At 65.9% G+C, this 24,314-nt stretch carries 23 protein-coding genes; 18 read left to right on the top strand and 5 right to left on the bottom strand.

Annotated elements, in window-relative coordinates:
- Positions 1–19 precede the first annotated feature (19 nt).
- The 4 genes from OE647_RS17500 to OE647_RS17515 are packed head-to-tail and all read left to right on the top strand — an operon-like array spanning position 20 to position 3,986.
- Positions 20–1,318: a M24 family metallopeptidase gene (locus OE647_RS17500; RefSeq protein WP_263723058.1), complete on the top strand. Its 1,299-nt coding sequence runs from the start codon at positions 20–22 to the stop codon at positions 1,316–1,318.
- A gap of 2 nt (positions 1,319–1,320) precedes the next feature.
- Positions 1,321–2,085, top strand: a complete 765-nt coding sequence (locus OE647_RS17505) for an SDR family oxidoreductase (RefSeq protein WP_263723059.1) — start codon at positions 1,321–1,323, stop codon at positions 2,083–2,085.
- Positions 2,086–2,094: 9 nt separating this feature from the next.
- Complete coding sequence (locus OE647_RS17510) at positions 2,095–2,838, top strand: SDR family oxidoreductase (protein WP_263723060.1); 744 nt, start codon at positions 2,095–2,097, stop codon at positions 2,836–2,838.
- Positions 2,838–3,986 carry an alpha-hydroxy acid oxidase gene (locus tag OE647_RS17515; protein WP_263723061.1) on the top strand — a complete coding sequence of 383 codons (1,149 nt, stop codon included), beginning with the start codon at positions 2,838–2,840 and terminating at the stop codon, positions 3,984–3,986. Before OE647_RS17510 ends, OE647_RS17515 begins: the two co-directional genes overlap by 1 nt.
- 513 nt (positions 3,987–4,499) lie before the next feature.
- Here OE647_RS17515 and OE647_RS17520 read toward each other — a convergent pair.
- Complete coding sequence (locus OE647_RS17520; RefSeq protein ID WP_263723062.1) at positions 4,500–5,396, bottom strand: hypothetical protein; 897 nt, start codon at positions 5,394–5,396, stop codon at positions 4,500–4,502.
- Between the two features lie 243 nt (positions 5,397–5,639).
- Here OE647_RS17520 and dusA point away from each other — a divergent pair, with 243 nt between their 5' ends.
- The 3 genes from dusA to OE647_RS17535 are packed head-to-tail and all read left to right on the top strand — an operon-like array spanning position 5,640 to position 8,270.
- Positions 5,640–6,629, top strand: coding sequence for a tRNA dihydrouridine(20/20a) synthase DusA (dusA, locus tag OE647_RS17525; RefSeq protein WP_412174975.1), 990 nt, complete (start codon positions 5,640–5,642; stop codon positions 6,627–6,629).
- Positions 6,630–6,684: 55 nt separating this feature from the next.
- Complete coding sequence (locus tag OE647_RS17530) at positions 6,685–7,503, top strand: sulfite exporter TauE/SafE family protein (RefSeq protein ID WP_263723064.1); 819 nt, start codon at positions 6,685–6,687, stop codon at positions 7,501–7,503.
- Positions 7,497–8,270: a hypothetical protein gene (locus OE647_RS17535; protein WP_263723065.1), complete on the top strand. Its 774-nt coding sequence runs from the start codon at positions 7,497–7,499 to the stop codon at positions 8,268–8,270. Before OE647_RS17530 ends, OE647_RS17535 begins: the two co-directional genes overlap by 7 nt.
- A gap of 28 nt (positions 8,271–8,298) precedes the next feature.
- Here OE647_RS17535 and OE647_RS17540 read toward each other — a convergent pair whose 3' ends face one another.
- Genes OE647_RS17540 through ccmI form a run of 3 tightly spaced genes read right to left on the bottom strand, consistent with a single transcriptional unit; the run spans position 8,299 to position 10,201 of the window.
- On the bottom strand, positions 8,299–8,529 hold the full coding sequence (locus tag OE647_RS17540) for a DUF1289 domain-containing protein (RefSeq protein WP_263723066.1): 231 nt from the start codon (positions 8,527–8,529) through the stop codon (positions 8,299–8,301).
- Entirely contained in the window at positions 8,529–9,002 is a 474-nt protein-coding gene (gene ruvX, locus OE647_RS17545; protein WP_263723067.1) for a Holliday junction resolvase RuvX, read from the bottom strand. The genes OE647_RS17540 and ruvX overlap by 1 nt, the downstream gene beginning before the upstream one ends.
- Positions 8,999–10,201, bottom strand: coding sequence for a c-type cytochrome biogenesis protein CcmI (gene ccmI, locus OE647_RS17550; protein WP_263723068.1), 1,203 nt, complete (start codon positions 10,199–10,201; stop codon positions 8,999–9,001). Before ccmI ends, ruvX begins: the two co-directional genes overlap by 4 nt.
- A 228-nt stretch (positions 10,202–10,429) precedes the next feature.
- Here ccmI and OE647_RS17555 point away from each other — a divergent pair, with 228 nt between their 5' ends.
- The 4 genes from OE647_RS17555 (at position 10,430) to OE647_RS17570 (ending at position 15,614) form a co-directional block, all read left to right on the top strand.
- Complete coding sequence (locus tag OE647_RS17555) at positions 10,430–11,674, top strand: sarcosine oxidase subunit beta family protein (RefSeq protein WP_263723100.1); 1,245 nt, start codon at positions 10,430–10,432, stop codon at positions 11,672–11,674.
- 85 nt (positions 11,675–11,759) lie between these two features.
- Positions 11,760–12,083 (top strand): sarcosine oxidase subunit delta, encoded by a 324-nt coding sequence (locus OE647_RS17560; RefSeq protein ID WP_263723069.1) that lies wholly within the window; start codon positions 11,760–11,762, stop codon positions 12,081–12,083.
- On the top strand, positions 12,080–15,061 hold the full coding sequence (locus tag OE647_RS17565; RefSeq protein WP_263723070.1) for a sarcosine oxidase subunit alpha family protein: 2,982 nt from the start codon (positions 12,080–12,082) through the stop codon (positions 15,059–15,061). The genes OE647_RS17560 and OE647_RS17565 overlap by 4 nt, the downstream gene beginning before the upstream one ends.
- The gene (locus OE647_RS17570; RefSeq protein WP_263723071.1) at positions 15,054–15,614 is read left to right on the top strand and encodes a sarcosine oxidase subunit gamma; all 561 of its coding nucleotides are present in this window, start codon (positions 15,054–15,056) and stop codon (positions 15,612–15,614) included. The genes OE647_RS17565 and OE647_RS17570 overlap by 8 nt, the downstream gene beginning before the upstream one ends.
- A 94-nt stretch (positions 15,615–15,708) precedes the next feature.
- On the opposite strand, the gene OE647_RS17575 is transcribed toward OE647_RS17570, so the two are convergent.
- Positions 15,709–16,746: a DUF475 domain-containing protein gene (locus OE647_RS17575; protein ID WP_263723072.1), complete on the bottom strand. Its 1,038-nt coding sequence runs from the start codon at positions 16,744–16,746 to the stop codon at positions 15,709–15,711.
- Positions 16,747–17,025: 279 nt separating this feature from the next.
- On the opposite strand from OE647_RS17575, the gene OE647_RS17580 reads away from it, so the two are divergent.
- The 7 genes from OE647_RS17580 to OE647_RS17610 all read left to right on the top strand — a co-directional run bounded on the left by OE647_RS17580 (position 17,026) and on the right by OE647_RS17610 (position 24,295).
- Positions 17,026–17,175, top strand: coding sequence for a hypothetical protein (locus OE647_RS17580; RefSeq protein WP_263723073.1), 150 nt, complete (start codon positions 17,026–17,028; stop codon positions 17,173–17,175).
- Between the two features lie 89 nt (positions 17,176–17,264).
- On the top strand, positions 17,265–17,759 hold the full coding sequence (locus OE647_RS17585) for a flavin reductase family protein (protein WP_263723074.1): 495 nt from the start codon (positions 17,265–17,267) through the stop codon (positions 17,757–17,759).
- A gap of 168 nt (positions 17,760–17,927) precedes the next feature.
- Positions 17,928–18,269 (top strand): ArsR/SmtB family transcription factor, encoded by a 342-nt coding sequence (locus OE647_RS17590; RefSeq protein WP_263723075.1) that lies wholly within the window; start codon positions 17,928–17,930, stop codon positions 18,267–18,269.
- Positions 18,270–18,511: 242 nt separating this feature from the next.
- Positions 18,512–19,801, top strand: a complete 1,290-nt coding sequence (locus OE647_RS17595; protein WP_263723076.1) for an NAD(P)/FAD-dependent oxidoreductase — start codon at positions 18,512–18,514, stop codon at positions 19,799–19,801.
- Between the two features lie 115 nt (positions 19,802–19,916).
- On the top strand, positions 19,917–20,117 hold the full coding sequence (locus tag OE647_RS17600; protein WP_263723077.1) for a YgaP family membrane protein: 201 nt from the start codon (positions 19,917–19,919) through the stop codon (positions 20,115–20,117).
- Between the two features lie 21 nt (positions 20,118–20,138).
- A complete protein-coding gene (locus tag OE647_RS17605; protein WP_412174973.1) occupies positions 20,139–21,089 on the top strand; it encodes an efflux RND transporter periplasmic adaptor subunit in 951 nt (316 codons plus the stop codon).
- A complete protein-coding gene (locus OE647_RS17610; RefSeq protein WP_263723078.1) occupies positions 21,086–24,295 on the top strand; it encodes an efflux RND transporter permease subunit in 3,210 nt (1,069 codons plus the stop codon). Before OE647_RS17605 ends, OE647_RS17610 begins: the two co-directional genes overlap by 4 nt.
- Positions 24,296–24,314: the final 19 nt, after the last annotated feature.

Genomic DNA, 24,314 nt, shown 5'->3' on the forward strand with positions numbered 1-24,314 from the left:
GCACCCGAAGGAGATACGCATGTCCCGCGCCCTGATGCCCAACCTGCTGACGCCCAAGGATCTGGAACCCAACTGGGAATGGCGTGACCGCCTGCCCGCATGGGGCCACACCTCGGTCGATTTCGAACGCCGCATCGACCACGACCGCCTGCGCCGCTACCGGTTGGCGCGCACGCGGCAGGCCCTTCAGAACTCGCACGCGGGCACTCTGCTGCTCTTCGATGTCAACAACATCCGCTACGTGTCGGCGACCAAGATCGGCGAATGGGAACGGGACAAGATGTGCCGTTTCTGCCTGCTGACCGGGGATGACAGCCCCTATGTCTGGGACTTCGGCTCTGCCGCGATGCATCACAAGCGGTATTCGGACTGGCTGGAGCCGGACCATTGCCTTGCCGGTGTGGTCGGCATGCGCGGCACGATCCCGCCCGAATTCGGCCTGATGAAGAAATACGCCAAACAGATCGCCGGCCTGATCCGTGACGCGGGCATGGGCGACATGCCCGTGGGCGTCGACTATGCCGAAACCGCCATGTTCCACGCGTTGAAGGAAGAAGGCCTGAACATCGTCGATGGCCAGCAGATCATGCTGGCCGCGCGCGAGATCAAGAACTGGGACGAAATCCAGCTTCTGACGCAGGCCGCCGCCATGGTCGACGGCGTCTACCACATGATTTACGAGGAGCTGAAACCCGGTGTCCGCGAAAGCGATATCGTGGCGCTGTCGAACAAGATGCTCTACGAGATGGGCAGTGACGATGTCGAGGCGATCAACGCCATCTCGGGCGAACGCTGCAACCCGCATCCGCACAACTTCACCGACAGGTTGATCCGCCCCGGCGATCAGGCGTTCTTTGACATCCTTCAAAGCTATCAGGGCTACCGGACCTGCTATTACCGGACGTTCAACGTGGGCAGGGCAACGCCGGCGCAGAACGATGCCTATGTGAAGGCCCGCGAATGGATCGACGCCTCGATCGCGATGATCAAGCCGGGCGTGAGCACCGACAAGGTCGCCGCGGTTTGGCCCAAGGCCGAAGAGTTTGGCTTCCCGGACGAAGACTCGGCCTTCGGCCTCCAATTCGGCCATGGCCTCGGCCTTGCCCTGCACGAACGTCCCATCATCAGCCGCGCGGTCAGCATGGAACACCCGATGGAGATCCAGACCGGCATGGTCTTTGCGCTGGAAACCTATTGCCCCGCCGCCGATGGCTATTCTGCCGCCCGGATCGAGGAAGAGGTGGTCGTGACCGAGACCGGCTGCGAGGTGATCTCGCTCTTCCCGGCCGAGGATCTGCCCATCGCGAACAGGTACTGACGATGGCAAACCCGTTCGACCTGACCGGCCGCAAGGCCCTGGTCACCGGCGGTGCCACGGGCATCGGCGAGGGCATCGCCCTTGCCCTTGCCGAAGCCGGGGCCGACGTGGCGCTGACCTATCGCTCTCACCAGCCCGAGGGGACGCTGAAAGCGATCAGGGCGATGGGCCGCAAGGCAGCCGCCGTCCAGGTGGATTTCGTCGACATGGACGAGGCCGCCGCCGAGCAGGTGATGCGCTTCGCCTCCGATGCACTGGGCGGGTTGGACATCCTCGTGAACAATGCCGGCATCATCCACCGCGAGGCTTCGGTGGATATGCCGCTGGCGGACTGGCGGCGGGTGCTGTCCGTCAATCTCGACTCGGTCTGGCTGCTGTCTCAGGCCGCCGGGCGTCACATGGTGGCCCAGGGATCGGGCAAGATCGTGATCGTTTCGTCGGTGCTGGGGTCACAGGGGGGGCTGCGCGTGCCGGCCTACGCCTCAAGCAAGCATGCGGTGGTTGGCCTGACCCGTGCGCTTTGCAACGAATGGGCCGGGCTGGGGATCAACGTGAACGCCATCGCGCCCGGCTACACCGCGACCGACAACACCCAGGCGCTCCGGGACGACCCGGACCGGTCCCGCGCACTGCTTGAACGCATCCCGGCTGGTCGTTTCGCCGAGCCGCGTGAAATCGCCGCCGCCGCCGTGTTCCTTGCTTCCGACGCCGCCGCTTACTGCCATGGCAGCGTCGTAACCGTGGACGGCGGCTGGCTTGCCCGCTGAGAGGACGACATGGACCACACACTTCACGGAAAAACCGCCCTTGTGACCGCCGCCGGCAACGGCATCGGACGCGCCTCAGCCGAGGCGCTGGCCCGGCTTGGGGCGACCGTCATTGCGACGGATATCGACGGGGCGGCGGTCGAAATGGTTGCTGACGGGTCGGGCCGCATCACCGCCCATCGGCTGGATGTGCTTGACCCCGAGGCGGTCCTGGCGCTGATCGCCGCGCATTCGAAGTTCGACATCCTCGTCAATTGCGCGGGTTGGGTGCATGATGGATCTATCCTCGATTGCGGTGAGGAGGCCTGGGACCGCTCTTTCGAGCTCAACGCCAAGGCCATGTTCCGGCTGACCAAGGCGGTTTTGCCCGGCATGCTGGCGCAAAGGGCCGGGTCCATCATCAATATCGCCTCGATCGTCTCCAGCGAGAAAGGCGCGCCGCGCCGCTTTGCCTATGGTGCCTCCAAGGCGGCGATCATCGGCATGACCAAGTCCATCGCGGCCGATTTCGTGAAGGAGGGCATTCGCTGCAATGCGATCTGCCCGGGAACGGTTGAAAGCCCCTCATTGAAAGAGCGGCTTGCCGCGACGGGCGATTATGACGCCGCGCATGCCGCCTTCACGGCCCGCCAACCGATGGGCCGCCTTGGCAAGCCCGAGGAGATTGCCGAGATGGTCTGCTATCTCGCCGGAGACCTGTCGGCTTTCACGACCGGCCAGGCTTTTGCCGTCGATGGCGGATGGTCGATCTGATGGGACTGGACCGCGCCGCCTCGATCGACGACCTGCGGCACTTGGCAAAGCGCCGAATCCCCCGTTTCGCCTTCGACCTTGTCGATGGCGGCGCGGAATCCGAACGCAACCTCAGGCGCAATTCGGAAGCGTTTGAGGAAGTGGAGCTCACGCCCCGCTACATGGTCGATGTGTCAAAGATCGACACGCGCGCCACCATCTTTGGCCAGACCTTCGACCAACCGTTCGGAATGGCCCCCATCGGGATGCTCAACGCCTTCTGGCCGGAAGCCGACCTGACGCTGGCGCGTCTTTGCAAGCGCGAGAACATCCCCTATGTGGCCAGTTCCGCGGCCTCCACCACGTTGGAGCGCCTGGCCGAGGCCGCCGACGGCAACGGCTGGTTCCAGCTTTACGTCTCAGGCGACGCTGCGGTCACCGAAGGCCTGATCGCGCGGGCCGAGGCTGCGGGATATCCGATGATGATGGTCACCGCAGACGTCCCCGCCGCGGGCAAGCGTGACCGCGACATCCGCAACCAGCTTAGCGTGCCCTTCCGCATCACCCCCGAGGTTCTGGTGCAACTGCTCGCCAATCCGACCTGGACGTTGGCCAGCCTTCAGCACGGGAAGCCCAATATCGCCAACTACGCCGACCTGCTCAAGGCCGCGACCTCCTACGCCGACGTTCAAAAGACCCTGATCACACCCGGCTTCACCTGGGATCACCTCATGCGCCTGCGGGACCGCTGGCAAGGCCCCCTGGTGGTCAAGGGCATCTTGCATCCTGACGACGCGGTCAGATGTGCCGAGATCGGCTGCGACGGCATCGTCGTGTCAAACCACGGTGGCCGACAGGTCGCCTTCGGGCCTCCGACGATCACCGCCCTGCCCCCGATTGCCGCGGCTGTTGGCGGCCGGATGAAGGTTATCATCGACAGCGGCATACGCCGCGGGGCCGACCTGATGCGTGCCAAAGCGCTCGGCGCCGACTTCGCGTTTGTGGGGCGGGCACTTGCCTATGGCGTCGGAGCCGGGGGAGCCAAGGGCGCGGACCGCGCCATGGAAATTCTCAAGCTGGAGCTTCTGCGCGCACTTGGACAACTGGGCGCTCCGTCCTTCGGGGCTGTCGGGCCGTCCGACCTGGCGGGGGCGTCGTCGCCGGCGTAGGGACCTGCTTATTTCGTTTCCTTGAGTGCAGTCAGGCGAATTCGAAATCGCTTCGGCTTGGCCAGTGACACTACCCATTAGCTCGCAAGGTCGTGTCAGGCCAATTCGAACTCACCCCAGAAGGACGGCAACACTGTCCTTTATTCCGCGCAGAGACCACGCCTGAGAACGGCGCGGTTTAGGTGTTCACTTAACCTTCTTGGCCGACGAAAGACATGCCGGTTTCCACCGGCCGCCGCCCCATGTTTCGGTATCCGTAGCGGTCACCTGTCAGTCAGTTTCCGTCCATCTCTTCCCACTGCTCTTGAAAGCGGGCGGTGCCCACCGAACGTGCGTTATAGGGAAAGATGTATTCTGAAGTTCTGGGCATTGACCGGATGATCGCCAGTGCTTCCTCGGGAAGGGTGCACCAGACATCGTTACCCTTCGCCTTTCGGGGATGCCTCATGTCGCGCACTAAGATTTCGCCGCCGACTTCCCGCAGATCATCCCAACGCAAACGGCAGGTCTCACTCAATCTGCGCGCGGAGCACAGTGCAAAAACCATGAGGATCGCGACAGGCGTTTTCTGGCGAGGGTTGCCTGAAATCGCCGTAGGGATTCTGTCGAGTTCTGCAAGCTCGGGACGTCTCTTCCTTTCCTCGGAGCGAGTGAGCGAGGATTTCGTCTTCCCACGGCGTTCCCATTGCCAGCGTAACGCACCCGATTGGGATCAGGGTCCCGCGGCGATGCGTCAATTTCAGGGTGGACGCCAGATGCGTCATGTAGCCGGCAACGGTTCGCGGAGCTCTTTTTCTCGTCGATAAGCTCTTCAGCAAATTCGTGGAGCTGCGGCTGGGTCAGCGTGGAGACCTTTTTCTTTCCGAAAACGTGGTTCTTGACGAGTTCGAGATTCTGCTTTGCGGAACGGCCAAGATCTTTTCCGCGCTTGAGGCGATCGGCAATGACATCCGCGATCGTTTTCTCGGCGGTGAATTGGGCCTGAAATCCATGCAGTTCGTTTTCCGCCAGTTTCTTGTCACGCCATTTCTTGGCGCGTTTCAGATGTTGGAAGGTATTGCAAAGGCTATGCTTTTTTCCGTCCACTCTGCGGCAGATCTGAACACGGTAGGTTTTGCACCCGCCGAATGTGATCCGTTCGGTGATGTTGGGCTCGTTGAACTCGACCGTCGTCGCCGTCTTCTCGCCCTTTCCGTTTGTGGCTTTGGCGGCTCTTGGCGCAGCCTGTTTCAGCGTTGCGGCTGGCGCATGTTTATGCACCGGCACTGCCGCACTCAGCAATGGTTGGGCGGTGAACTGCTTGCCTTGGCTGGCGGCCCGTAGGGCGGTGATCTTGGCGAGCATCGTCTTTGTGCTGTCTGCGATGTAGTCATGATGGAAGGTTCCTTCTTCGGTTTTCTGAAGAGGCATTCGGTCCGCCCCGAAAAAGGTGCCAGGAGTTTGATTGCCGATTTCCCTGGTTTTCTTCCAGACCCAAGGCGGGCGGTTGCCCGGGGGTGGCGGAATGGCTGTAAGGGGCGGTGTCCTGCCGGCTCGGGTGTGCTACACGGTGGCACCTCAGAATCGAGAACCACCAGAATCCCGGCCAAACTGCCGGAAATCCGGGGAAATCGCGCTACAGGCGGCTTAGGTGAAGAAGGCGTTGAAACCTTGATAAATAGCGCAGAAAAGGCATCGCGTCTAAGCGTGGCCCCGATGATGGATTGGACGGATCGGCACTGCCGCTTCTTTCATCGCCTGATGTCGCGCGAGGCCCTGCTTTACACAGAGATGGTAACATCGCCCGCGGTGATCCATGGCGATCGGGACCGCCTCTTGGGCTTCGACGGGGCTGAGCATCCCGTGGCGCTGCAGCTTGGCGGCTCGGAGCCGTCCGAACTGGCGGAGGCCACGCGGATCGCCGAAGGCTACGGCTATGACGAGGTCAACCTGAACGTCGGCTGTCCCTCCGACAGGGTCCAGTCGGGATGTTTCGGGGCCGTTCTGATGGAACGGCCGGGGCTGGTGGCGGACTGCGTGGCGGCAATGATCGCCGCGACCAAGGTCGAGGTCACGGTGAAATGCAGGATCGGCGTTGACGACCAGCTCCCCGAGGAGGTGCTGCCTGCCTTCCTCGAAACCGTGTCGGCCGCAGGCGTCACCCGCTTCGCGATCCATGCGCGCAAGGCCTGGCTTCAGGGACTGAGCCCCAAGGAAAACCGTGAGGTCCCGCCCCTGAACTATCCGCTGGTCGAGGCGATGAAGCGCGCCTATCCGCATCTTCATATCTCGGTCAACGGCGGTCTGCAGTCGCTGGACCAGGCGCGCGGCTTCCTGGAGCGCGGCCTTGACGGCGCGATGGTCGGTCGCGCCGCCTATCATGAGCCTTGGGAGATCCTGGGCCGCGCGGATGAGGTCATCTTCGGCGGAGCGCCCGGCCCCGACCCGTTCGAGGTCGTGGAGCTGATGAAGCCCTATATCGCCGGGCATCTCGCGCGCGGCGGACGGCTGCACCAGATCGCGCGCCACATGCTGGGCCTCTTTCACGGCCGCCCCGGCGCGCGCGGCTGGCGTCGGGTGCTGTCCGAGCGCGGTCACGGGGCAGACGCCGGGCTGGATATCGTCGATGCCGCGCTGGCCGAGGTGCGCCGCCTCGCCGCCTGAGGCCTTCCGCCCTTCCGCCAAACCCGCTACCAATGGCACGGTTGCGGAGGGGATCATGCCGGAAACGGGCGAACTTTTGACAATGGCCGTGTTGCTTCTGGCGATCGGCGGCTGTGCTGGCGTGATTGCCGGGCTTCTGGGGGTGGGCGGGGGCATCGTTCTTGTCCCGGCCTTCTTTTACGCGTTCTCGGCGCTGGGATACGGCGGGCCGGACCTGATGCAGATCTGCGTCGCGACCTCGCTTGCCACGATCATCGTGACCTCCCTCAGGTCGGTCCACGCCCATAACCGCAAGGGCGCGGTCGACTGGACGATCCTGAAGGGCTGGGCGCCGGGGATCGCGATCGGGGCCGTTGCCGGGGTTCTGGCGGTGGCGCAACTGCGGACACCAGCGCTTCAGGCGATCTTCGGCGCGCTCGCACTGGTGGTGGCCTTCTACCTTGGGCTCGGGCGGTCAAGCTGGCGCCTGGGCGCGGCGATGCCCATCGGAGCCGCTCGCGCCGTGCTCTCGCCCCTGGTCGGGTTCCTGTCGGTGCTGATGGGGATCGGCGGGGGGTCCTTCGGCGTGCCGCTGATGAGCCTTTTCAACACGCCGATCCACCGCGCCGTGGCGACCGCCGCGGGCTTCGGCGTGGTGATCGCGGTGCCGTCGGTCGCGGGATTCCTGATCACCGCGGTCACAGGGGCGCCCCCGCTGACGCTCGGCGCGGTCAACCTTCCCGCCTTCGTCCTCGTCATCACGATGACCCTGATCACGACACCCTGGGGCGTGCGGTTGGCCCATGCGATGGACCCCGGCCCGCTGAAGAAGGTCTTCGCGGCCTTCCTCGCCGTCGTCGCCCTCAACATGCTGCGCAAGGCGGCGGGGTGGTAGTCGATCTGGCCCGGGCGGGATGGGTCCGCTTCCCGGCGGAGGCCGCTACGCTTGCCTGGGTGCGCGCCGCCCTGCCCCATCTGCGGGCGGCGGTCGATGACCCGGCGGCGGACTGGCGCTCTGGCGGAACCTGGCTTGTCGGGCTGGAAGCCCTGCCCAACGCGGCGGACGGTTCGGTGGACGGCGTGCCGCTTGCCGGGGCGGCGGCGCAGGCTGCCGCAGCCGCCTTTGGCCTGCTCCCGCTGCACCGCGCGCAGATTTCCGTGACCCGGCCGGGCTACCCTCTGCCCTCCCCCGACGAAGGCGAGGCCGCCTATGGCTTTCGCCTGCGCCGGGACGCCGCCCATGTCGATGGGCTTCTGGCGGTCGGCCCGGAGCGGCGCCGGATGCTGAAGGAACCGCATGCCTACATCCTGGGGATCGGCCTGAACGACTCCGATCCAGGCGCATCGCCGCTCGCTCTTTGGGAGGGAAGCCAGCGCATCGTCGCCCGCGCCTTCAGGGCGGCACTGGCCGACACGCCGCCCGCCCGGTGGGGGGAGGTCGACCTGACGGGGTCCTATCAGGCTGCACGGAGGGAGATCTTCGCAACCTGCCCGCGCCGCGTCGTGCCACTTCGCGTCGGCGAGGCGGTGCTGATGCACCGCATGCTGCTGCACGGGATCAGCCCCTGGGAAAGGGACGCCCGCGCGCCCATTGAGGGTCGGGCAACCGCCTATTTCCGCCCGCAGCTCATCTCTCAGAAAGCGTGGCTGGCTTGGGACTGACGGCCGCTGCGTGCCCGCTGAGCCGGGGTCAGTTGCCCAGGCGCGCCGACCGGCCGCCCCGGCGCTGACGCAGAAGCCCGGCGCGGCCCGGCAGTTCGGCCATGACCGCGCGGCGCTCGTCCGGGCTCATCCGGCCCCAGCCCGCGATCTCGTCGATGGTGCGATGGCAGCCGATACAGATCCGCGCCTCCGGGTGGACGGTGCAGATCTTGATGCAAGGGCTGTCGACTTCTTTTCGCTTCCAGACTTCGTCCGTCATCACTGCCGCCTCAGATGCCCGATCCGGTCGAGCGCACCTTGAAGGATATACCCTGCCGCCACATGGTCGATCACCTCGGAGCGACGTTTGCGCGACGTATCCGCCTCAAGCAGCGCGCGTTCGGCCGCGACGGTGGACAGGCGCTCATCCCAGAAGCCGATCGGCATATCGGTCAGCCGTGACAGGTTGCGGGCGAAGGCGCGGGTGGATTGGCAGCGCGGCCCCTCGCTGCCGTCCATGTTGCGCGGCAGGCCCAGGATCAGCCCCCCCAGCTCGCGCGCGGCGGCAAGCGCCAGAAGCGCCTCGGCATCCTTGGTGAACTTGGTCCGGCGGATCGTCTGCAATGGGCTTGCGACCGACAGCATCCGGTCCGAGACGGCAACGCCGATGGTCTTCTCCCCCAGGTCCAGCCCCGCCACCGCCCGCATCGGCGGCAGCGCCGCCAGGAAGTCCTCGATCGTTTCGCAGATCATTGGCTAAGCCCCGCGCGCGCTGCGGCATCGTCGATTTCGGCCAGTGCGGCGGCGTTGCCGGCATTGGCGGCCAGCGCGGACTGATAGGCGGCCTTGGCGCGGTCGCCCTCACCCAGGACCCCGAGCGCGCCGATCAGGCGCGCCCATTCCGCCGGCGTTCCGCCATCTTCGGCTAGACGCGTCTCAAGGCCCTCGACCATGGTGCGGATCATGGCGGAGCGGTCCTCGCCCGACATCTCGGCAGCGGCGGCCATATCGGCGGCGCTTGGCCCCGGCGGCGCGGCGGGCGGCGCGTAATCGACCCCGGCAAGGGCCGCGACGGTCGCGATGTTTTCGCGCAGATAAGGTATCCATGGGGCGTCCTGCGGCCCCTTCTCCAGAAGCGTCCGCCAGATATTGAAGGCGTGGTCCGGGCGGCCTGTCTGGAACTCCAGAAGCCCGGTGTAGAAGCGCGCGGTTCCGTTCGCGGGGTCGCGGGCAAGCGTCGCACCCAGCGCCGCCTCGCCCTCGGCCGTCACGATCCCGCCCGCCGCCCGGATCAGGAGGTCCGCCAGTTCGGCGTAATCGTCAGGCCGAACCTCGGCCTCGGGCGTCAGCGCGATGAGCCGCGCCTTGGCCCGCGCCGCCGCGCCGAACTTGCCCAGGCGCGCCTCGTAGATCGAAAGAAGCCGGAAGCCTTCCGCCAGGTCGGGATGTTCCTCCGCCGAGAGGCGCAGCTTGTCCATCAGCACGGCGAATTCCGGATCGGGCTCGATCAGCTGTTCGGGAACGGCGGCCTCCGCCTCGGCCTGCGTCGGGCGCGCCGCCTTCAGGTCTGCGGCGGCAGCGCTGCGGGCCGACATCGGCATGTCCGGCATGTCGGGGGCCCCAAGGCGGGCATAGACCGCGAACACCCCGATGACGGCAAGCGCCGAAAGCGCGGGCACCGCCCAGCGTGGGCCACGGCCCTCCCCCGCGCCCGCCGCACGGGCGCGGTCAGCCGCGAGGATTCGGCGCGAGATCTCGATGCGCAGGCGCGCGGCATCCTCCGCCCCGATCACGCCGCGCCCCAGGTCGCGCTCGACCTCGGCCAGCTGGTCGCGATAGACGGTGATGTCGCGCTCTGCGCTGCCAAGCGCCGTGGCGCCCCCCAGGGATGCGCGCCACAGCGTCGCCACGACGAATGCCGCGAGCGCCGCGGCGATGATCCAGAACAGCATCGCGCCTCCTTGTCCGGCCTGATATAGAATGTCGGAAGCACCGGAAAAAGCCCAAAGACCGGCCACGATGCCGCAGGACCCGCAAGATGCGAGGCACAGGACCGCGCCCCGGCATGCGAATGTCGCATTTGTCGCGATTGCGGCGTTTGCCGGACGGTTGCAAACCACACATCGCTTCATGAAGCGATCAACAAACGCCGGACCATACGGGAAGGGATTCGCATGGCAATGAGACGCTATTCCGCCTTCGCCATCGCCAAGGAAGCGATGAGCTATCACCTCGGCTGGGAGCGCGCCTGGGGTTCACCAGCGCCGAAGAAGAAATACGACGTGATCATCGTCGGCGCCGGTGGCCACGGGCTCGCCACGGCCTATTACCTTGGCAAGAACTACGGCATCACCAATGTCGCCATCATCGAAAAGGGATGGCTCGGCGGCGGCAACACCGGGCGCAATACCACGATCATCCGGTCGAACTACCTGCAAGACCCCTCGGCGGCGATCTACGAAAAGGCCCGCTCGCTCTACGAGACGATGAGCCAGGACCTGAACTACAACGTCATGTTCTCCCCCCGCGGCCTTCTGATGCTGGGCCAGACGGAACATGAGGTCCGCGGCTACAAGCGCACCGTCTACGCCAACAACCTGCAAGGCGTGGCGACCGAGTGGATCAGCCCGGCCAAGGTCAAGGAACTGGTGCCGATCATCAACATCGACGGGCCGCGCTATCCGGTCCTCGGCGCGCTCTACCAGGCACGCGGCGGCACCGCCCGCCACGACGCGGTGGCCTGGGGCTATGCGCGGGCCTGCTCGGGCATGGGCATGGACGTGATCCAGCAGTGCGAGGTCACGGGCGTACGGACCGAGGGCGGCAAGGTCGTCGGCGTCGACACCACCAAGGGTGCGATCGACTGCGACAAGCTCGGCATGGTCGTCGCGGGGCACGCCAGCGTTCTGGCAGAACAGGCGGGCTTCCGGCTTCCGATCGAGAGCCTCGCGCTTCAGGCCATGGTCTCCGAGCCGATCAAGCCCTGCATGGACGTGGTCGTCATGGCCAACACCGTCCACGGCTACATGTCCCAGTCCGACAAGGGCGAGATGGTGATCGGCGGCGGCACCGACGGGTTCAACAACTACACCCAGCGCGGCTCCTTCCACCATATCGAGGAAACCGTCCGCGCGCTGATCGAGACCTTCCCGATGATCTCGCGTCTCAAGCAGCTGCGGCAGTGGGGCGGCATCGTGGACATGACCGGCGACCGCTCCCCCATCCTGTCGAAGACCCCGGTCGAGGGCATCTTCGTCAACTGCGGCTGGGGCACCGGCGGGTTCAAGGCGATCCCCGGCTCCGGCTGGGCGATGGCCGAACTCATGGCGCGCGGCCAGTCGCCGCTGACCGAGGAATTCTCGATGTACCGCTTCCGCGAGGGCAAGTTCATCGACGAAAGCGTGGCGGCAGGGGTGGCGCACTGATGTCGTCCCGCCTCGTTCATTCTGGTGAAAATACTCCGGGGGTCCGGGGGCAGCGCCCCCGGCCGGCTTCCGAAAGGATCATGACATGCTGACCCTTGAATGCCCCTACTGCGGCGTAAAGGCCGAGGAAACGGAACTCCAGGCCGGTGGCGAAGCGCATCTGAAGCGCTACGGCCCGGGCGCGTCGGATGAGGAGTTCGAAGGCTACCTCTTCATGCGCAAGAACCCCAAGGGCGTGCATTTCGAACGCTGGCGGCACGCCTACGGCTGCGGCAAGTGGTTCCTGGCCGCGCGCTGCACCGCGACGCTTGAGGTCTTCGGAACCTATCCGGCGCAGTCCACGCAACCGCCCGTCGATCTCCAGGCGAAAATCAAGGCGAAACGCCCGAACTGGGAGGGTTACAAGTGAGCACCCGTCTGTCCAAGGGCGGTCGCCTGATCGACCGCTCCAAGCCCCTGAGCTTCACCTTCAACGGCCGCCGGATGCAGGGCTATGCGGGCGACACGCTCGCCTCGGCCCTTCTTGGCGCTGACCAGATGCTGGTCGGACGGTCGTTCAAGTATCACCGTCCGCGCGGCATCATCGCGTCGGGCGCCGAGGAGCCGAACGCGCTTGTCGGCCTGGGTGAGGGCGGCAAGTTCGAACCGAACCAGCGCACCACCACGACCGAGCTTTTCGACGGCGCGGTGACCGCCAGCCAGAACCACTGGCCGAGCCTCGAATTCGACGTGGGCGCGATCAACAACAAGCTGGGCCGCTTCCTGCCCGGCGGTTTCTACTACAAGACCTTCATGTACCCGCGCTTCGCCTGGAAGCATGTGTTCGAACCAATCATCCGCCAGTCCGCAGGCCTCGGCAAGGCGCCGACAGCGCGGGACGAGGACCACTATGAATACGCTTATGCCTTTGCCGACGTGGTCGTCGCGGGCGGCGGCATCGCCGGCCTGACGGCGGCGCTGGCCGCAGCGAAGGCCGGCAAGCGCGTCTGGCTGATGGAGCAGACCGCCGACTGGGGCGGCCGCGCCGTGGTCGACGCGATCGAGATCGACGGCAAGCCGGCCGAGGACTGGGTCGCCGAGACGGTGGCCGCGCTCTCTGCGATGGACAACGTCACGCTGCGCACCCGGACCATGGCCTCGGGCCTCTTCGATCATGGCTATATCATGGGCTATGAGCGCGTGGCCGACCATACACCGGGCGACGGACGTCCGCGCCACCGTCTGTGGCGCATCCGCGCGGGCCATGTCATCACCGCGACCGGCGCGATCGAACGGTCGCTGTCCTTTGCCGGCAACGACATTCCGGGCGTGATGCTGGCCTCGGCGGTGCGCGACTATGTCGTCAACTGGGCCGTCAGCCCCGGCGACCGCACGGTGATCGTGACGAACAACGACGACGCCTACCGGACCGCGTTGGCGCTTCTTGACGCAGGCCTCGTGGTGCCCACCGTCATCGACGCCCGCGCTGAAGCGAAAGGCGCCCTGCCCGAGGCCGTGCGCGCCCGTGGCGTGCGCGTCCTGGCGGGCCACGGCATCGCCAAGGTCAAGGGTGGCAAGCGCGTCACCGGCGTCTCCGTCTGCATCCAGGAAGGCGAAGGCGCCGAGATCGAGGCGATCGCTTGCGACGCTGTGGCGATGTCGGGCGGCTGGTCGCCGGTCGTGCACCTGTGGTCGCACTGTGGCGGCAAGCTCATCTGGGACGCTGACCGCGCGATGTTCCGTCCCGATCCGAACCGTCCCGCCACCGGCGACGACGGCGCGGCGATGGTCACCGCCGTCGGTTCGGCCAACGGCCACCTGACCGCGGATGAGGTCCTGACCGACGCCCACAAGGCCGCGGGTGGCGAGGGCAAGGCGCCCGCCGCTGCGATCGAGGCCGAAGCGCCGATGATGCCGGTCTGGATCATGCCGCAGGGCGCGGGCCCCGCGCTCCGCATGAAGATGTGGCTTGACCCGCAGAACGACGTGAAGGTCTCGGACGTACAGCTCGCCGCGCGCGAGGGCTATGAGAGCGTGGAGCATACCAAGCGTTACACCACGCTCGGCATGGCCACCGACCAGGGCAAGATGTCGAACATCAACGGCCTGGCGATCCTCTCGGACGCGCTGCACCGCCCAATCCCGGAAACCGGGACGACGACTTTCCGCCCGCCCTACACCCCGATCTCCATCGGCGCGATCGCGGGCGAAGCGCGTGGCGACATCTTCCAACCGCTGCGCCGCACCCCGATGCACGGCTGGCACGAGACCCACGGCGCCCATTGGGAGCCCGTCGGCCTCTGGCGCCGCCCCTACTGCTTCCTGCGGACGGGCGAGGGCGTACATGACGCGGTCAACCGTGAAATCCGCTCCGTGCGCAACGCGGTCGGGCTGCTCGACGCCTCCACGCTGGGCAAGATCATCGTGAAAGGGCCGGATGCGGGGAAATTCCTCGACATGCTCTACACCAACATGATGTCGACCCTGCCGGTGGGCAAATGCCGCTACGGCCTGATGTGTTCGGAAAACGGCTTCCTGTCGGATGACGGCGTGGTCGTGCGCCTGTCCGAGGATACCTGGTTGTGCCACACCACCACCGGGGGTGCCGACCGCATCCACGGCTGGATGGAAGACTGGCTCCAGTGCGAGTGGTGGGACTGGAAGGTCTACACCGCCAACGTGACCGAGCAATATGCCCAGGTCGCCATCGCCGGCCCGAACGCCCGCAAGCTTCTTGAGAAGCTGGGCGGGATGGACCTCTCGAAAGAGGCGATCCCGTTCATGGAATGGCGCGAGGGCACGCTGGGCGGGTTCCGCGCCCGGGTGCACCGGATCTCGTTCTCGGGCGAGTTGTCCTTCGAAGTCGCGGTCCCGGCCTCCGAAGGCCGCGCCTTCTGGGATGCCCTGCTGGCCGCCGGCGAAGAATTCGGCGTGGCACCCTACGGCACCGAGGCGATGCACATCATGCGGGCCGAGAAGGGCTTCATCATGATCGGCGATGAAACCGACGGCACGGTGATCCCGCAGGACCTGAACCTCCAGTGGGCGATCTCGAAGAAAAAGGCCGACTACCTGGGCAAGCGTGCCCAGGAACGCAGCCACATGGCGAGCCCCGACCGCTGGAAGCTCGTGGGCCTGGAGACGCTGGACGGCAGCGTGATCCCGGATGGCGCCTATGCGGTTGCCGAAGGGGTCAACGCCAACGGCCAGCGCAACATGCAGGGCCGCGTGACCTCCACCTACTATTCGCCGACGCTGAACAAGGGCATCGCGATGGGTCTGGTGAAGCACGGTCCCGACCGGATGGGCGAGGTCATCGACTTCCCCGTGGACGACGGCAAGGTGGTCAAGGCGCGGATCGTCGATCCGGTCTTCTTCGACAAGGATGGGGAGAAGCAGAATGTCTAAGGCTGTCAGCGCACTGGGCGGCGCTTCTCACAAGGGCTTCGCCGAGGTTGCGGAAGCCGGTCTGCGCGGCATGATCACCGTGCGCGGCGATCTGTCCTCGGCGGCGATGAAGAAGGCGGTCAAGGCCGCGGCTGGCACCGCCGTGCCCGCCGCGCGCCGGATAGAGATCGCGGGGGACAAGGCCACGGCCTGGATGTCGCCGGATGAACTTCTGGTCATGGTCCCCTATGAGGCCGCCCAGGACACCGTCGCGGCGCTTGAAAAGGCGCTGGCGGGCGAGCACCACCTGGTCGCCGATGTCTCGGACGCCCGTTCGGTCTTCACGATCCAGGGCGCCAAGGCGCCGGAAGTCCTGATGAAGCTCTGCCCGGTCGATTTCGGAACGCTGGCGGAAGGCGAGATCCGCCGCACCCGCGCGGCCCAGGTCGCCGCCGCCTTCTGGAAGTCCGGGGCCGAGGAGTTCACGCTCGTCTCCTTCCGTTCGGTCGCGGGCTACGTCATGGGCCTTCTGGAAGTGTCCAGCCGCGCGGGCGGCGAGATCTTCCCGGCCTGACGTCGGAAGCAATTTCAAACACGAAGCCCGGCGCGCCACAACGCGCCGGGCTTGTCATTTTTCCGGGTTCTTTTCGCGGGCGGCCTCGGCCGCGCTACGCGGCATTTTCCCGGCGGTTGTGGCGGATCGAGGAGATCAGCGCGAGCCCGATGAACCCCGCCCCCAGCAGGCCGGTGACCAGTTCATGAATGCTCCAGAGCGTCTGGGCGAACATGATCACCGAGAGAACAAGGATCGAATAGAAGGCGCCGTGCTCCAGATACCGGAACTCCGCCAGGGTCTGTTTCTCGACCAGCATGATGGTCATGGAGCGGACATACATCGCCCCGATTCCAAGCCCGATGGCGATCAGGAACAGGTTGTGGGTCAACGCGAAGGCCCCGATCACGCCGTCGAAGCTGAAGGAGGCGTCGAGCACCTCGAGATACAGAAACGCCCCCAACCCGCCGCGCGCGGCCATGCCAAGCTTGGCGCCGCGATCGAGGAACTGCCCGACCACCTCGACCGCGAGGAAGGTCAGAAGCCCGCCGACGGAGGCGAAGAGGAACGAGGCGACCTCATGCTCTGGCAGGACGGCGGCGAAAAGCAGCACGACGGACAGGACAAACCCGATCTCCAGCCCGCGGACCGAGGCGCAGCGGCGCAGCTGGCATTCGAGGGTCCGGATCCAGTCGACCTCCTTGCCCTCGTCGATGAAGTAGCGCAGCGCGACCATCATCAGGAAGGTGCCGCCAAAGGCCGCGATGGTCAGATGGGCCCCCCCGATCAGGCGCGCATATTCGTCGGGCCGCGCCACGGCCAGGTGTAGCGCCTCGAACGGGCCGATCTTGGCCGCGATCACCACGATCAACAGCGGGAAGATGATCCGCATCCCGAAGACGGCGATCAGGATCCCCCAGGTGAGGAAACGCCGCTGCCACTCCGGCGTCATGTCCTTGAGCTTGTTGGCATTGACGATCGCGTTGTCGAAGGACAGCGAGATCTCCAGCACCGCAAGCACGAGGCCGATGACGAAAAACGAGAGCGCGCCGCCCAGATTGTGGTTGTAGCTCCACCCCAGCCAGAACGCGGCGACCAGTCCCAGGGCTGTCACGATGAACGCCCAACGGAAATAGGACAGGGTCGCGCTCATGCTTCGCTCCGGCAAGGTTGGGTTCTTGCCAGATAAGCGCGCGGGCGCGTCGCGACAAGGCAAAGCGGGGCAAAGTCCCGGAATTTACCCTCGAATCCGGTGGCCCGGCGACGCTGCGGGGGGACTGCGCGTCAAATGCGGCGAAGTTGTGGGCGGGCGCCCCCGCCGCGCCACAAAGGTCCGCGTTCCGCCCAGAACCGGGCCGCAAATACCTTGAGGCGGTCAAACTGCCGCCCCGATCGGCGCCCACCTTCACTGCAACGGAATACGGAGACACAGATGGACCTCCTGGCGCAAATCACCTTCGACGATCTCGCGATCAGCTTCGTAATCTGCGTGGCCTTGCGCGAAGTGATGATCATGAGCCTTCCCGACCGTATCGCCGGGCCCGGCGGCTGGCTGATCGACACCGGCGCCAACGAGGCCTGAGCGCGCAGACCACGACCACGACGGGTGGTCATGCCGCGCGATTTGTGATTTGGCTCGGGGAACCGAGACGGCAGACAGCGCGACCTTGAATGCAGGACATTTCCATCACCCCTGAAACGGAACGCGCGTTTCGCGATGTTCTGGGCCAATTTGCGACCGGCGTGGTGGTCGTCACCGCGACGGGTCCGCGTGGCCCGGTCGGGATCACCGCCAACAGCTTCACCTCGGTATCGGTTGATCCGCCACTTGTGCTGTGGTGCGCGGCCAAGCGGTCCGAGCGCTTCGAAAGTTTCCTTCGGGCGGACCACTACGCCATCCATGTGCTTGCCGCCGACCAGCTGCCGCTCTGCCGCCGCTTCGCGCGGTCGGGCCAGGACTTCGCCGAGCTCGGAACCGAGCTAACGCCGGAGGGGCAGCCCCTATTGCCGGGATGTCTGGCGCGAATCGACTGCCTTGCGCAGGCCCGCCATGACGGCGGTGATCACGCGATCCTCGTCGGGCGCGTGCTCAGGGCGACGCTGCGCGAAGGCGACCCTTTGCTCTTCTGGCGTGGGCGTTACGGCGATTTCATCCATCACAGCTAGGCGCGCACGCGATTGCCGGGGTGCCCAATCGCCGCATCGCAACGTCACTTGCTGCAATCCGTTGCAAAACATGCAATGATATCTCGAAACCCAGCGTAACTTAACCTATATCTCCACTGCCTTCCGTAACGGAAACCGGAAGGCACAGGAGATCGGAGACAAGGGGCCATGCCCAGCACAGCACGCGAAATAGCAACCGAGCCTGCCGCGCCCACATCGGCGGAGGACATGTTGGCACGCGCGACCGAGGCGGCCGGCCTGCTCAAGGCGCTTGGGCATGAAGGTCGGCTCATGATCCTTTGCTACCTTTCCGAAGGCGAATGCTCGGTCAGCGAGCTTGAGGACCTGCTGGGGCTACGCCAGGCGGCGGTCAGCCAGCAACTCGCACGGCTTCGCGCAGAGGGCCTCGTGGGATGCCGCCGTGACGGCAAGACGATCTACTACACCATCGCGGACGAGCGCGCGGCCTGCCTCGTCAAGACGCTCTACGAGCTTTACTGCAAACCCTGACGCCGGTCGCGATCGACCGCTCCGTTCGTCCCGCCTGCCACGGCGGGACGATCCATTTTGCGCGACCGATGACGGCGGCGCACGCCGCTTGCCTCGCACTCCTTAAAATATTCAAATCTTCATATACATTGATCTTGATCAAATCGCGGGCCACCGCGCCGCATTACCCTTCGCCAATGCACCAGCTTTGGGGATGCGCCGACAGGGTTGCCGGGCGTCCGGCGTAGGGGAGTGATCAGGAAATGGCAGAAATCGTCGTACTCGGCGCCGGTCTTGGCGGCACCATCATGGCCTACGAACTGGCGGACAGGCTTGGCCAGAACCACAACATCAGCGTGGTCAACCAGGGTTCGAAATACCAGTTCGTGCCCTCGAACCCTTGGGTCGCCGTCGGCTGGCGAACCGAGGAGGCGACAAGCGTGGATCTGGTTCCGGTCTTCGCCAAGCGCGGGATCACACTCCATTCGCAAGGGGCAAGACGCCTTGATCCGGTTGCCAAGCAAATCGAACTGATGGACGGCGGAACGGTCCGCTACGACTATCTCGTAATCGCGACGGGCCCCGAGCTTGCCTTCGACGAGATCGAGGGCTTCGGGCCCGAGGGCAATACCCAATCGGTCTGCCATGTCAGCCACGCGCTTCAGGCCAAGGAGGCCTTCGACCGCCTTCTCGCCAACCCCGGCCCGGTGGTGATCGGCGCCGTCCAGGGGGCGTCCTGCTTCGGCCCGGCCTACGAATTCACCTTCATCCTCGACAAGGCGCTGCGCGACGCCAAGGTGCGTGACAGGGTGCCGATGACCTTTGTCACCTCGGAACCCTATATCGGCCACCTTGGCCTGGACGGCGTCGGTGACACCAAGGGGCTGCTGGAAAGCGAACTCCGGCAGCATCACATCAAGTGGATCTGCAACGCCAAGCTTGACCGGGCCGAAGCCGACAAGCTTCATGTCACGGAACTGGCCGAGGACGGGTCGGTCAAGAAGACCCATGAGATCCCGCAAAGCTTCACAATGATGCTGCCCGCCTTCCGCGGGGTCGAGGCGGTCCGGGGGATCGAGGGGCTGACCAACCCGCGCGGCTTCATCCTTGTCGACAAGCACCAGCGCAACCCGACCTTCCCCGAGGTCTTCTCGGTCGGGGTCTGCGTCGCGATCCCGCCGATGGGGCCGACGCCGGTTCCGGTCGGCGTTCCCAAGACCGGCTTCATGATCGAAAGCATGGTCACCGCGACGACCCACAACATCGCCCGCCTGATCGAGGGTCAGGAGCCCAACGCCGAGGGCACCTGGAACGCGGTCTGCCTGGCCGATTTCGGCGATGGCGGCGTGGCCTTCGTCGCGCAGCCGCAGATCCCGCCCCGCAACGTCAACTGGTCGTCGTCGGGCAAGTGGGTTCATGCCGCCAAGATCGGGTTCGAGAAGTACTTCCTCCACAAGGTCCGCACCGGCAAGGCTGAGAGCTTCTACGAAAAGCTGGCGCTGCATGTGCTCGGCATCCAGAAGCTCAAGGAAATCAGCGTCGATCCTGAGTAAGACCCCTGCCCCGCCCGATGCAAAAATCGTCGGGCGGGGATCATATCGGGGCTTGAATTTCCCGATATATATTCGCATTTACGAATATATAGAATCGTTCTCAATGGAGCTTCCCATGACCATCGACCGCGTGATGTTTGCCTTTGCTGGCACCATGATCCTTCTGTCTCTGGCGTTGACCCTTTGGGTGTCGCCCTATTTCATGTGGCTGACCGCTTTTGTCGGCGCCAACATGCTTCAGGCGGCCTTCACGGGCTTCTGTCCTGCGGCCGCGATCCTGCGTAAGATTGGCGTCAAACCCGGCTGTGCCTTCTGATCCCGGAAAGGACCGATCCCCGTGCGTGCGCTCCTGCTTGCCTCGACCCTTCTTGCCCTGCCCGCCTACGCGGAAACCGTGACCGTTGAGCCGCAGACCGTGACGGAGTGGAAACCCGTCTACGGCCGCGTCGAAGCGAAGGAAACCGTGCCCGCCCGCGCCCGCATTGGCGGCACGGTGATCGAACTGACGGTATCGGAGGGCGATCTGGTCGAGGCAGGCCAGGAGATCGCGCGCGTGCATGACGACAAGATCTCGTTCCAGATCGCGGCGCTCGACGCGCAGATCGCGGCCCTTCAGGCCCAGCTCGACACCGCGGAGGCGGAACTGAAACGGGGCGAGGCGCTGCTGGAGCGCGGTGTCACCACCGCCCAGCGGCTTGACCAGTTGCGCACCTCGGTCGATGTGACGCGGGGCCAGATCTCGGCCACCGAGGCCCAGCGCGCGGTCGTCGAACAGCAGGCGGCCGAGGGTCAGGTCCTGGCCCCCGCCGCCGGCCGCATCCTGACCGTCCCGGTGACGAAAGGCGCCGTGATCCTGCCGGGCGAGCCGATCGCCACCGTGGGCGGCGGCGGCTTCTTCCTGCGCCTTGCGGTGCCCGAACGTCACGCGGGCACCCTGACAGAGGGCGCGGAACTTCGCGTCACCACCGACGCGGGCGAAGCGCGGGGCCGCATCGCCAAGCTATATCCCCAGATCGAAGGCGGGCGCGTCATCGCCGATGTCGATATGGAAGGGCTGGACACCGCCTATGTCGGCCTGCGCCTTCTGGTCACGCTTCCGGTCGGCAGCCGCGCGGCGCTTCTGGTGCCCGCGGGGGCGGTCGAAACCCGTAGCGGCATCGACTTCGTGGCGCTGGAGGGTGGCGCGGAACGCGCCGTCGTTGTGGGCGAGCACATCCAATCCGCCGAGGGCGACCTCATCGAGATTCTTACCGGTCTGGAGGCCGGCGACAAGGTGGTTGCGCCGTGAACGCCCAACCCGCGAAAGCCGGCCTTGCCGGGGCGCTGACCCGCGCCTTCATCACCTCACCGCTCACGCCGCTGTTCCTGGTGGCGGCCTTCGTCTTCGGGCTCGTCGCACTGGTGTCCCTGCCGCGCGAGGAAGAGCCCCAGATCTCGGTTCCGATGGTCGATATCCTGCTGCGGGCCGACGGGCTGCGGGCCGAAGATGCCGTGAAGCTGATCACCGAACCGCTTGAGACCATCGTCAAGGGCATCAACGAGGTCGAACACGTCTATTCCCAGACCCGCGACGACCAGGTCATGGTCACCGCGCGGTTCCTGGTCGGCACCTCGTCTGACGCGGCGATCCTGCGGGTCCACGAAAAGCTGCGCGCCAACATGGATCGCATCCCCGTCGGCGTCCCCGAACCCCTGATCGTCGCGCGCGGCATTGACGACGTGGCAATCCTGTCGCTGACGCTGACGCCCAAACCCGAGGCCGCGGCCCGGATGACCGCGAACGACCTGACGCGGATCGCCCGGGAACTGCGCGCCGAGGTCGCCAAGATCGACGATGTCGGCCTGACCTATATCGTCGGCGAAACGACCGAGCGCATCCGCGTCGCGCCCGATCCTGAGCGGCTGGCGCTTTATGGCATGACGCTGCAACAGCTGGCCGGCAAGGTCCAGGGCGCCAATGCGGCCTTTCCCGCAGGCCAGATCCGCGACGGCGGCAAGCAGATCGAACTCGCGGTGGGCGAGACCCTGCGCTCGCCCGAGGATATCGGCAACCTGCTGCTGACCACGCGCGACGGGCGGCCGGTCTATGTCCGCGATGTGGCAGACGTCAGCTTCACCGCCGGCGCCGAGGAACTGATGGTATCCTCCGTCACGCGCGGGGGCGAGGGCACGCTGCGCGTCCCGGCCGTGACGCTGGCCGTGGCCAAGCGCGCGGGCGCCAACGCGGTGGTGGTGGCCGAACGCATCCTGCACCGCGTCCACACGCTTGAGGGAAGCCTGATCCCCGAGGACGTGGCCATCGAGATCACCCGTGACTACGGTGAAAGCGCCAACGAAAAGGCCAACGAACTTCTCTACCACCTGGGTCTTGCCACGGTGTCGATCATCGCGCTGGTCTGGGTCGCCATCGGTCGGCGGGAGGCCTTCGTCGTCGCTATCGTCATCCCGGTCACGATCCTGCTGACGCTCTTTGCCTCCTGGATCATGGGCTACACGCTGAACCGGGTGTCGCTCTTCGCGCTGATCTTCTCCATCGGTATCCTCGTCGATGACGCGATCGTGGTGATCGAGAACATCGCCCGCCATTGGGGCATGGCCGATGGCCGGTCGCGCCGCGACGGCGCCATCGACGCCGTGGCCGAGGTCGGCAACCCCACCATCGTCGCCACGCTGACCGTGGTCGCGGCGCTGCTGCCGATGCTTTTCGTGTCGGGCCTGATGGGCCCCTACATGAGCCCCATCCCCGCCAACGCCTCCGCCGCGATGATCTTTTCGTTCTTCGTCGCGGTGATGGTCACGCCCTGGCTGATGCTGAAGGTCGCGGGCCGCGCGGACATGTCGGCCCATGGGCACGACCACGGGGGCCATCCGGGCGGTGCGCTTGGCCGGGCTTACGGGGCGGTCGCGCGGCCGATCCTGGCCTCCAAGGCGCGCAGCTGGGCGTTTCTTGGCGTCGTTCTGGTGCTGACCTTCGGCTCGCTCACGCTGTTTTACACCAAGCATGTGACGGTCAAGCTCTTGCCCTTCGACAACAAGTCGGAACTGTCGGTCACCATCGACCTGCCTGAGGGCACCTCGGTCGAGGAAACCGACCGGATCGCGCAAGGGGCGGCGGAAATCGCGCTGACCCTGCCGGAGGTGATCTCGGCCCAACCCCACGCTGGGACCGCCGCACCCTTCAACTTCAACGGTCTCGTGCGCCACACCTACCTGCGCTCCATGCCGGAAATGGGTGAAGTCGCGGTGAATCTGTCGCCCAAGGGCGAGCGCGACCGGACCAGCCACGAGATCGCGCTGGAGCTTCGGGCAAAACTGGCCGATCTCGATGTGCCGCAGGGCGGCAGCCTGAAGGTCGTCGAACCGCCCCCGGGGCCGCCCGTGCTCGCAACACTTTTGGCGGAGATCTACGGCCCGGACGCGGAAACCCGCCGCGCCGTGGCCGCACGGGTCGAAGCCGCCTTCCGCTCGGTGCCCTTCGTGGTCGATGTCGACAACTCCTACGGCGATCCCGCGCGACGGGTCCGGCTGACGGTATCGACCGACGCGGCAGAGTTCTTCCAGGTGCAGGAGGCCGACGTGCTCGACACGCTGGCAATCCTGAATGGCGGGCGGACAGTCGGTTATTCGCATCGCGGCGATGGCCGCCAGCCGATTCCGATCGTGATGGAACGGGACAAGTCCGACCGCGTGTTGGATGAACGCTTCCTGACCACGCCGATCCCCGCGAACGTCCTTCCGGGCGCGCGCGGCGTGGTGGAGCTTGGCGATGTCGTCACCACGGCGGAGGAGCGCGCCTCCTACCCCGTCTTCCGCCACAACGGCCGAGCGGCCGAGATGGTGACGGCGGAGCTGGCCGGCGCCTTCGAGGCCCCCCTTTACGGAATGCTCGCCGTGTCGGAGGCGCTGGACGCGCAGGTCTGGACCGATCTGCCGAAGCCGCAGATCGCCCTGCACGGCCAGCCCGAGGATGAAAGCCAGCCTACCCTCCTCTGGGACGGTGAGTGGGAGGTGACCTGGGTCACCTTCCGCGACATGGGCGCGGCCTTCGGCGTGGCGCTTCTGGGCATCTACATCCTGGTGGTGGCGCAGTTCGGGTCGTTCAAGGTGCCGCTGGTCATCCTGACGCCGGTGCCCTTGACCTTTATCGGCATCCTCGGCGGGCACTGGGCCTTCGGCGCGCCATTCTCTGCGACTTCGATGATCGGCTTCATCGCGCTGGCAGGGATCATCGTGCGCAACTCCATCCTGCTGGTGGACTTCATCCGCCACGCCCGCACGCCCGACCGCCCGCTGACCGAAGTGCTGATCGAGGCCGGGGCGATCCGCTTCAAGCCGATCCTCCTGACCGCGCTCGCCGCCATGATCGGCGCGGCGGTGATCCTGACCGACCCGATCTTCCAGGGACTCGCGATCTCGCTCCTCTTCGGGCTCGCGTCCTCCACGGCGCTGACGGTGCTGGTGATCCCGGCGCTCTACCGGGTGCTTCGGACCTGACCGGCCACGCGGAGGGGAC

This window comes from Albidovulum sediminicola (assembly GCF_025751575.1).
GTDB classification, from domain to species: domain Bacteria; phylum Pseudomonadota; class Alphaproteobacteria; order Rhodobacterales; family Rhodobacteraceae; genus Albidovulum; species Albidovulum sediminicola.

What these genes read in the sequence shown, in the direction of transcription:
- OE647_RS17500 (WP_263723058.1), top strand. Translation starts at nt 20, where the DNA reads ATGTCCCGCGCCCTGATGCCCAACCTGCTGACGCCCAAGGATCTGGAA.
- OE647_RS17505 (WP_263723059.1), top strand. Translation starts at nt 1,321, where the DNA reads ATGGCAAACCCGTTCGACCTGACCGGCCGCAAGGCCCTGGTCACCGGC.
- OE647_RS17510 (WP_263723060.1), top strand. Translation starts at nt 2,095, where the DNA reads ATGGACCACACACTTCACGGAAAAACCGCCCTTGTGACCGCCGCCGGC.
- OE647_RS17515 (WP_263723061.1), top strand. Translation starts at nt 2,838, where the DNA reads ATGGGACTGGACCGCGCCGCCTCGATCGACGACCTGCGGCACTTGGCA.
- OE647_RS17520 (WP_263723062.1), bottom strand. Translation starts at nt 5,396, where the DNA reads ATGCCTCTTCAGAAAACCGAAGAAGGAACCTTCCATCATGACTACATC.
- OE647_RS17530 (WP_263723064.1), top strand. Translation starts at nt 6,685, where the DNA reads ATGCCGGAAACGGGCGAACTTTTGACAATGGCCGTGTTGCTTCTGGCG.
- OE647_RS17540 (WP_263723066.1), bottom strand. Translation starts at nt 8,529, where the DNA reads ATGACGGACGAAGTCTGGAAGCGAAAAGAAGTCGACAGCCCTTGCATC.
- ruvX (WP_263723067.1), bottom strand. Translation starts at nt 9,002, where the DNA reads ATGATCTGCGAAACGATCGAGGACTTCCTGGCGGCGCTGCCGCCGATG.
- ccmI (WP_263723068.1), bottom strand. Translation starts at nt 10,201, where the DNA reads ATGCTGTTCTGGATCATCGCCGCGGCGCTCGCGGCATTCGTCGTGGCG.
- OE647_RS17555 (WP_263723100.1), top strand. Translation starts at nt 10,430, where the DNA reads ATGAGACGCTATTCCGCCTTCGCCATCGCCAAGGAAGCGATGAGCTAT.
- OE647_RS17560 (WP_263723069.1), top strand. Translation starts at nt 11,760, where the DNA reads ATGCTGACCCTTGAATGCCCCTACTGCGGCGTAAAGGCCGAGGAAACG.
- OE647_RS17570 (WP_263723071.1), top strand. Translation starts at nt 15,054, where the DNA reads ATGTCTAAGGCTGTCAGCGCACTGGGCGGCGCTTCTCACAAGGGCTTC.
- OE647_RS17575 (WP_263723072.1), bottom strand. Translation starts at nt 16,746, where the DNA reads ATGAGCGCGACCCTGTCCTATTTCCGTTGGGCGTTCATCGTGACAGCC.
- OE647_RS17580 (WP_263723073.1), top strand. Translation starts at nt 17,026, where the DNA reads ATGGACCTCCTGGCGCAAATCACCTTCGACGATCTCGCGATCAGCTTC.
- OE647_RS17585 (WP_263723074.1), top strand. Translation starts at nt 17,265, where the DNA reads ATGCAGGACATTTCCATCACCCCTGAAACGGAACGCGCGTTTCGCGAT.
- OE647_RS17590 (WP_263723075.1), top strand. Translation starts at nt 17,928, where the DNA reads ATGCCCAGCACAGCACGCGAAATAGCAACCGAGCCTGCCGCGCCCACA.
- OE647_RS17595 (WP_263723076.1), top strand. Translation starts at nt 18,512, where the DNA reads ATGGCAGAAATCGTCGTACTCGGCGCCGGTCTTGGCGGCACCATCATG.
- OE647_RS17600 (WP_263723077.1), top strand. Translation starts at nt 19,917, where the DNA reads ATGACCATCGACCGCGTGATGTTTGCCTTTGCTGGCACCATGATCCTT.